This is a genomic window from Kitasatospora sp. NPDC054795, assembly GCF_053611565.1.
Genome location: NZ_JBSHAP010000233.1, coordinates 1 through 6,839, shown reverse-complemented (window position 1 = coordinate 6,839; position 6,839 = coordinate 1). Strand labels below are relative to the sequence as shown.

Annotated in this window: 2 protein-coding genes and 1 pseudogene; all 3 read right to left on the bottom strand. The window is 67.1% G+C overall.

The features are described from left to right. On the bottom strand, nucleotides 1-2,832 hold a 2,832-nt coding region (locus tag ACWGJO_RS40445; protein WP_452190792.1), incomplete at its 3' end, for a hypothetical protein. A gap of 927 nt (nucleotides 2,833-3,759) precedes the next feature. Beyond that, the gene (locus tag ACWGJO_RS40440) at nucleotides 3,760-5,346 is read right to left on the bottom strand and encodes a recombinase family protein (protein WP_452190790.1); all 1,587 of its coding nucleotides are present in this window, start codon (nucleotides 5,344-5,346) and stop codon (nucleotides 3,760-3,762) included. Nucleotides 5,347-5,411: 65 nt separating this feature from the next. Continuing rightward, a pseudogene (locus ACWGJO_RS40435) lies at nucleotides 5,412-6,629 on the bottom strand (GH1 family beta-glucosidase); the annotation flags it as partial. Nucleotides 6,630-6,839 lie beyond the last annotated feature (210 nt).

Sequence of the window (6,839 nt, the reverse complement as noted above, 5' to 3'; positions counted from 1 at the left end):
CAAGACCGCTGACTCCCGCCCACGACCAGGACGAGCACCCCGGAGAACGTCACGCCGGCCCCTCCGACCAGCACGTTCGAAGTTGGCGAGGCTTGACTGCTCAGCCACCCGAAACGCCTCACTGGAGTCCAACAGGGCCTTGTCGAGTACGAGGTTACGCGCCGCAATCAACGCCTCCTGCCTGTTGGAAGCCATCTCACGTGAGTCTTCGGCGGCGGCCAGCAGCCTGGCCAGACACCGCCGTCGATCCTCGATGCCAAGACCGGATACCAGGGCGGAATCAGCAACCATCGTAGTTCCGATCTCCACCCGACTCGGGTCAGGGGACGGGCGATTCAAAATGCGATCCCGCGCTTCTTGTCTGCGGAGATATACCTCCGAGCTACCAGGATCGAACTCGTCCTGGATCAGCGGGACCAGATAGTGCCCGCGCCCGGAGAGATTTCGTACGCGAGCGCCCAGCGCTTGACAGGTCTCCGCCGGAAGCGTTTCGTACCTGACCGATGGATGAGGACCCCTGCGCTGAAGCGACGGAGCTCCCAGCAAGCTCAGCACCCGGGCATCCAGGATCAATGAGAGCGCACGATCCACACCTTGATCCGCCAGATCGAACAGACGCAGCAAAGCGGCCGAAGCGAGCCCTGGGTGCGCTCCCGCAATCTCGACGCAGGCATCGGCGTGCGCGTCGTCAGTCTCTCGGTAGTGATGCTCCGAACGCCGTACATCTGCGGCAAGAAAGTCCAGAAGTGCGGCCGCCTGTGCCGACGTGCCACGACCAGCGAGGGCACACGCACTCTTCGCCGCCTGGATCGTCAACGTGAGGTGAGGAGATTCATTGAGCTCGCCTCGCCTTCCGCGGGCCGCAAGTTCCATCAGCTGGCCCAGAAGCGTTGAAGCCGAGGCGTCGTCGATCAGATCCGCCTGCGCGTCGACCAGCACGGCCCCAGCGTTCAGCACCCACCAGGGTCCCCCACTGAAGTCCGGCAACGGCAGCAACCGGTCTCCCACACCGTCTGCCAACTCTTTCGTCTTCTTCGGCCTGCCCGACCGTTGGTAATAACGAGCAGCCAATCCAGGCTCGGCATTGTCGCGGTAGAGATCGCCGAGGAAGGCGAGTGCATCGTTCTCAGACTGCCAACTTGCGGTCACAACGCTGTCCGCGAGCCAGCGCCGGACTGCGTGGACGGCTTCGATGGTACTGCCGCCGGCATGGGCCGACATCGCACGTTCCCGTGGGTCGCGCACACGATTCAGCAGGCGTGAGGTGCCCGTTCCGCGCAGGGCCTGAGCCAGCCTGTGGTCGTCATCGAGATCTTCCCAGGGCCCATAGTTCACGTTCAACGCCCGGGTGGCATACAACCAGTCGGCCGCTTCCTCCGCCATACCGGCAAGGATTCCGTCGTGAATTGCATCCCGCCAATGTTCGAGCGCCTCCTCCGCTCGCCCCTCCAGGCAGCAGCGTCGTGCCTCCCGAGCATTGATGAGTGCCCGGGATCGCCCCTCGACTCTCCTCAGCTTCGCTGCCCGCAGGAGCCGTCGACGTTCCTCTGCCCTGTATTCTGCCCGAACAAGACGTAGACGCACGAGTACGTCCTCGTCAGCCTCACTCGTTGAATATCGCTCGAACTGAGCAATGGCAGCCATGACAAGCCCGTCCAGCTCATCGATGCTCTCAGGGTCGGTAGCCAGCACCGATTCCGCGAGGTGTAGCACCAGCGCCGGCCGATAGACCATGTCCCGATCAGTCCCGGACTCGAGCTCGGTGCGAAGGTCGGCCCATTCCCCAAGTGGATGAAGATCACCGCTGACAGCGGCTTTGACCACTCGGGCGTGATTCACGGCATCCGCCGCTCCCTCAGCGCCCTTCGTTCCAGCCTCTTGGACAAGGTTCTGGAGCATGAACGAGAGTCGCCTGGGTTCATGCCAATCCCCGTGGTGAAGGGCGATGACGGCAAGACGAGCGGCAAGTTCGGCTGTCTCTTCGATTCGGCCCACCGTACGGAGAGCGTCGAGCTGCTTGTTCCGCAGGACGATCGCGTGACCACGGAATCCGGCCTCGGTCAGGCGATCTGCCAAATCACGATACAGCTCGGCTGCTGCGCCCGGGTCTACGTCAAGCTTCCTGTCGGCCTCACGCAGAATCGGCCTGACGTCGCTGGTGTCGAGCGGGCCAAGAAGGATCCGGTCAGCCTGCTCCTGGCGGTCCAGCGGCGGCATCGGCACTCCCGGCAACGGCGACCCTGAACAGAACGTCGCGGCCGTCTCACGCGTCCAGAAACGGGCCACCACATCCGCTCGGTACCGGAGGTATTCATTGATCTGTTCGGCTCCCCACAGCTCCAGGTCGAGCTCTGGGTATTGCTTCTGAAGAGCTGCGAGCTGGTCAGCGACCTGCGTTGTCTGTGTCTCTGCCGAAGTGGCGACGATCAGCCTCTCCGCCCCGAACGGGCGCTTCCCAAGCGCGAACAGTTCGACCGCAGCACACAGGTCGCCTGCAGTGAACTTCTTGTAATCCTTGCACTGCACTACCGTGTAGCCGCCGTCGGGCTCCCGCCCCGCGAGGTCGATGCCATGCTGCGCCTGCCCCTGAACCCCGTACCGTCGGAACTTGACACCACGAAGGCCGCGGGCACCACTCACGACTGCCAACAGCAGCTTCTCGAACCGGTCCCATCCGATTGCCAGGTTGAGATCTTCACCGGGAGGGCAGTCCCCAGGCGTACCCGGAGCGGGTGGCTCCCTGAGGTTGGGATCTGTCCAGTGGAAAACCCACCGGTCTCTATCCGGGTTCGCCGAATCAAGCCCGTCCGCCGGTTCAAGGAGTGCGCCCATATGAAAATTATGCGACCTTGTCCATCCTGCCCAGGACCGCCAGGGCGCTCCGGCCATGCGTCGAGGTCATCGCCGACAAGGTCACAGACCACCAACCTGTAGCTGGAGCCTCGGACGGCGGCCGACGATCTCCACCCCGTGCGGGGTGGTCACCACAGGCCGGTCGATGCGCAAGACCGCCGTCGTCGAACCCGTCGGGCCCAGAACGGCCGCCACGGCTTCAGCATCCTCCATCAGTGCCCATGAGGACGACAGGAGGTCGAAGCTCCCGATCGCCGGCTCTTCGACCAACCTGAACCGCACAGCGATCTCCGGCTTCGGTCCTCGCCCGGCCCGTGATCGCGCACGACGTTCGTCCCAAGTGGGCGGGCAGCCGCACGCGGCTCCCGCGGTGCCTACCGGCTCCAGACGGCGAGCCCCGTCACAGGTCTGCATTCCACTGCGGCCTCGCGTGACCAACCTGTAGGAGAGAGACTGCGGCCCGTCGAGCGAGATCGAGAACTCGGCTCGGTGGGTGTCAACTTCATGGATCCGTCCGTCACCCGGAGCACTCGTCGCGGGGGCCAAGTCCAGCAACCGGGTCAGGCCCCCTGCCACCTCCTTCGACACCGTGGAGACCAGCCATCCTCCTCCAGTTGGTGCCCCATTCGAGGGTCCGCCCAGGTGGAACCTACCTACGGCCGGTCCAAGACTCCGATTGCCGAGGTGTGCCGCATCCTGCGCAGCACAAGGCGCGACAGGAGAGGTGACTGCTGGGGACAATGCGGCCTCCGGGAGTCCGTGGAGCAGGGCTCCGCCATGGTCCGTGGCAAAGGCGGCTTGGTGCGGCCGGGCGTCATCGGTAAGGTGCCCGGCTCTCGGACCACGGAGGGCCCGGGCAGGTCGATGTCTCGGCCTGCCCGGGCCGCACGAGTCCGCGGGGCTTCCTCAGTGGCTGCCCGCCGGTTCTGGCTCCGGCTCGTCGGCCCACGGGTTCGGCTCGTCGAGCCAGTGGATCTCGATGCGGGAGTCGCCGTCGAACTCGACTCCCCGATGCCCCTTGGAGACGACCACGCGTCGCACGAGGAGCCTGATCAGCTCCCTGCGCAGCTCGTGACCTGCAGCCTTCCAGGCCTTCCGGATGCTCGCGTCTTCGAGCAGCCAGGTGACGTCGAGTTGCTTGGGAGTGGCCGCAGCCACCTTCGCTTTCGCGGTGAGCAGTGCCGCCCTGGCCTCTGCTTGCAGCTTGGGAAGGTGGGTGTCGAAGGGCGGGTCGAAGAATCCGTCGGCCTGCTGCTTGGCCAGCCGTCGAACGGTACCCTCCGCTGCCGCGAGGCCGGCGACCGCGTCAGCGAGCTTCGCGGCGTTCTCCGGCTGCTGGTAGCCGGTCCACCGCTCTGCTGCGATGACCAGCAGGGGGTCGTCGATGTCGGCGCCGTTCAGCCGGGAGAACCAGGCTTCGACCACCCAGTCCTCCAGGAGCTTGCGGCTCGCGGAGACCGGTGCCGAGCAAATCTGGCCGGCCTTGTGGCGGTTGCAGAGGTGGTTCCGGCCGTCGGCCGACGCAGCACCGCGGCAGCCGGCGCACCGGGTGGTGTCGGTCAGCAGGTGTCGCTTGCGGTTGTCCACGGCCTCGCGGTTCGGGAAGTTGCCGGCGGTGAGCATCTGCCTTGCCTTCACCGCGAGTTCGTGCGAGATGGGCTCAGCTTCGTCGGCCCACACCCGCACGCGCTCCCCGTTTTCGTCCCGGTACGGGATCGGGGTTCGAGGGTCGCTCGGGTGCTTGATCGTCTGCCAACCCTCGTAGACGGGATTGTGGATCATGTAGGAGATCGTCGATACGCCCCATTCGCCGCCCAGCGGAGAAAGTATGGGGTTGGGACCGGAGTTGAACGCCTTGCAGAGCAGGCGCGCGCTGATGCCAACGGCGAGACTCCGGAAGATGTGCAGGACGATCGGCCAGAGGGTCCCGTTCGTCAGTTTGCGGTCTTTGCTCGCCTCGGTGCCGTACGGCGGTCGGCTCGACCACTGGCCGTTCTTGAGCTGGTTCTTCTTGGTGACCCTGATGTTGTAGCTGAGGCGCTCCGAGTACTCGCGCGCCTGCTCGGCCCGGTCGATGATCCAGCGGCGGTCATTGGGGTCGGAACTGTCGAGCCGCTCCCAGTGGAAGATGACCCGGGCCTTGCCCAGTACCGGGCCGATGTCGTCGATGCCCTTGCGCGTGTAGCGGTCGAGCGCGAAGCACCAGAGAGCCGGCACCTGGTCGTCGAGAACGGCGGTGAGGGCGTTGTCGAAGCCGGGGCGGGCGATGTCCGACCAGGCGGACAGGTTGTCGACCCAGACCTTCCGGACGCGGTAGTGGTTGCGCACCGCCCACTCGCGGCCTTCGGACTCCTGTGCGCGGATGGAGGTGATGTCGCGCTTATCGCCCTCCCGGACGACCTTGGACTTACGGAGGTAGAGGTCGATCTCCGGCCAGTCGGCCGGGTCCGTCGACGGGTGCTGCATCGGTGGTTCGTGGTGGTACGCGGGCATGGACCGGATCCTCCGGGAGGACCGCGATTGGGCGCGGCCGTCGAATGACAGTACGTTCGACGGGCTTCGGCCCATTCGAAGTTGTCGAGGAGGGACCAGGTGTAGTAGCCGCGGATGTCGATGCCCTCGGCGGCGGCTTGGGCGAGGGCGTCGAGGTGGGCGGCCATGAAGTCGATGCGGGGCTGGTCGGGGACGGTCTCCTCGGTGACGGAGCAGCCGTTCTCGGTGATGGTGATCGGCGGGAGGGCCTTGCCGTAGGTGTCCCGCAGGCCGAGGAGGAGTTGGCGGAGGGCGTCGGGGACGACGGGCCAGCCGAAGGCGGTGTGGGGGGCGTCGGGGATGTCGACGAGGTCGAAGGGCAGGCCGGGTTCGGTGGGGGCGGCGACGCGGGTGGGGTTGTAGAAGTTGAGGCCGAGGCCGTCCAGGCCGGGGGTGTGGATGAGGTCGAGGTCGCCGTCGCGCACGGCGCCGAAGATGTCGTCGGGGACGCCGAGGGCGGAGAGGTCGGGGTAGCGGCCGAGGAGGACGGGGTCGGTGAACAGCCGGTTGTGGAGGGCGTCGTAGGCGGCTGCGGCGGCGAGGTCGGCGGGGTCCGAGGAGGCCGGCTCGACGGGGGTGAGGTTGTTGGAGAGCATCGCCTCCAGGCCGCGGTCGTGGAGGACCGTGGTGGCCAGGCCGTGGGCGAGGAGCTGGTGGTGGGCGACGGGGAGGGCTTCGAACATCAGGGTGCGGCCGGGGGCGTGGGTGCCCAGGGCGTAGCCGAAGACGGTGTGGACGAAGGGCTCGTTGAGGGTGATCCAGGCGGGGACGCGGTCGCCGAGGCGGTCGGCCACGACGGTGGCGTAGTCGGCGAAGCGGTACGCGGTGTCGCGGTTGAGCCAGCCGCCCTCGTCCTCCAGGGCCTGGGGGAGGTCCCAGTGGAAGAGGGTGGGGAGCGGGGTGATGCCGGCGTCGAGGAGGGCGTCGACGAGGCGGTCGTAGAAGGCGAGTCCGGCGGCGTTCACGGGCCCGGTGCCGGTGGGCAGGACGCGGGACCAGGCGAGGGAGAAGCGGTAGCCGTCCAGTCCGAGGCCCTTCATCAGGGCGATGTCCTCGGGGTACCGGTGGTAGTGGTCGCAGGCCACCGCCCCGGTGTGGCCGTCGCGGACGGCGCCGGAGCGGGCGGCGAAGGTGTCCCAGACGGACGGGCCGCGGCCGTCCTCCTCCACCGCCCCCTCGATCTGGTAGGCGGCGGTGGCGGCACCCCAGCGGAAGTCCGCCGGCAGGTCGAAGCGGTCGGGCATGACAGCCTCCTGAGGAGAACATGAGGGGCTGTCATATTACTGACGCCGCGCCGGAACACCAGAGAAGGCGCCCCCGGACTTCGGCGGTCGGACCCCTATTCGGCCGGAGCCGTGCGCGGCGGCCGACCGGCGCCGACCGGGGCCGGCCGACGGGCTCCGGCCAGTGCCGGCCGACCGGTGCCGGCCGGGGCGACCGCGGCGCCCGCGATC

Bases quoted from the DNA above. Each gene is read 5' to 3' on its own strand.
- ACWGJO_RS40440 (WP_452190790.1), bottom strand. From the start codon at position 5,346: ATGCCCGCGTACCACCACGAACCACCGATGCAGCACCCGTCGACGGAC.